Source organism: Micromonospora sp. NPDC002717 (assembly GCF_040295705.1).
GTDB lineage: Bacteria > Actinomycetota > Actinomycetes > Mycobacteriales > Micromonosporaceae > Micromonospora.
The window spans coordinates 1-1436 of the sequence record NZ_JBEOVW010000089.1; the positions used below are offsets into that span (position 1 = coordinate 1).

Consider the following 1436-nt stretch of genomic DNA (forward strand, 5'->3'; position numbering starts at 1 on the left):
CTGGCGTCGGGGAAGGGCAGGGGCCGTCCATGCTCGACGGGCACGACCTCGACACCGCGGGGCGACAACGCGTGACGGGCGCGCTCGACGTTCGGGAGCCAGCCTTCGGTGACGGCCATTATCGGCGGTAGGTGCGGCACCTCGGCGATGATCTCGCCGCCACCGGTGTCGATGTCCAAGGCCGAGGTGACGTGGGGCAGGCGTGATGCGATCAACCGCGAGTACCCCCACGGCGGACGCTCTTCCGTTGCTCGGCCTTCAAGCCAGTCGAAGTCCCAGCCGGACACGTCCACTACGGCGGCCTCATCGACCAGCTCACTGAACGTACGCACACCAGGTACCCTGCCGGTGCCGTCAACTGGTTTGCGTGGCCACGCCGGCTTTGGGGTGTTGGAGCTTGTGCACATTCAGGCCGGCGTTGCGCCCTCGCATGGCCATGCCGGTGTCGTAGGTGAGCAGATCGTCTGGGAGCGCGGCCGGACGAATTTCGCGCTGCTCCAGCGGCGAATCACCGCTGGGAGCGGGCTCCTGCGCCTGGCCCACGACTGCCCGGCCCACTACGTGCTGTTCGACCTGCTGGCCGACGCGGGCGGCGAGGTGGTCCTCAGCCTGCCGCTGTCGGAGCGGCGGGCCCGGCTGGAACGGCTTCTCGTCAACGCGCCTAAGCAACTGACCCTGACCCCGCAGACAACCGACATGCGGCAGGTGGCGGACTGGATGCCGAACTGGACCGTCACGGCCGGCATTGAGGGCGTTGTGAGCAAGCGGCTGGCCGGACGGTACGAGCCGGGCCGGCGCGGCTGGTCAAAGTTTCGGACCCGGATCGTCACGGAGGCGATCGTCGGCGGAGTGACCGGCAGCATCCGCAACCCCGCCACCGCGCTGCTCGGGCGGTTTGATCGGCGGGGCCGGCTGCGGTACACGGCCGGACACACCCGCTGACTGGCGCGCAGCGGGAGCAGCTCGGCGGATTGCTGTCCCCGGTGCGGGCTCGGCAGCACCGGGGTGCCGCTGTGGTGCACCCGTGGCCGGAGCCGCTGCCGGCGCCCTGGTCTGGCCAGCTGGACCGTCCCGAGCCGGTGCGATACGTGCAGGTCGATCCGACCGTGGTGGCCGAGATCGATGCCGACGTCGCCTTCGAGCACGGGCGCTGGCGGCACGGAGTGCGGTATGCGCGGGCCCGGCCGGACATGTCGGTGCACGACGTGCCGCTGCTACTCGGCGAGGAGGAGGGCTACTTCGGCGAGTCATAGCAGGCGCAGCGGGGGCCGGACGCGTGCTCGTGGCGGGTGTGGTGCCGCGTCACGGGCGGATGGTCCTGCGACTACAGAGTCACCCTGACGACGCTCCTATGCCGCGTCAAGCGTTTGGGGTGGGTTTTCGAGGCGTCGGTAGATTTCGCGGGCGACGTAGCGTTTGAGGCAGCGTTTGATCTC

At 69.7% G+C, this 1436-nt stretch carries 2 protein-coding genes and 1 pseudogene; 2 read left to right on the top strand and 1 reads right to left on the bottom strand.

The features are described 5' to 3' along the window. Positions 1–332: pseudogene (locus tag ABT006_RS34960) on the bottom strand (SAM-dependent methyltransferase); the annotation flags it as partial. A gap of 16 nt (positions 333–348) precedes the next feature. On the opposite strand from ABT006_RS34960, the gene ABT006_RS34965 reads away from it, so the two are divergent. Next, entirely contained in the window at positions 349–942 is a 594-nt protein-coding gene (locus tag ABT006_RS34965) for an ATP-dependent DNA ligase (RefSeq protein WP_350712749.1), read from the top strand. Between the two features lie 71 nt (positions 943–1013). Continuing rightward, the gene (locus tag ABT006_RS34970; protein ID WP_350712750.1) at positions 1014–1253 is read left to right on the top strand and encodes a hypothetical protein; all 240 of its coding nucleotides are present in this window, start codon (positions 1014–1016) and stop codon (positions 1251–1253) included. Positions 1254–1436: the final 183 nt, after the last annotated feature.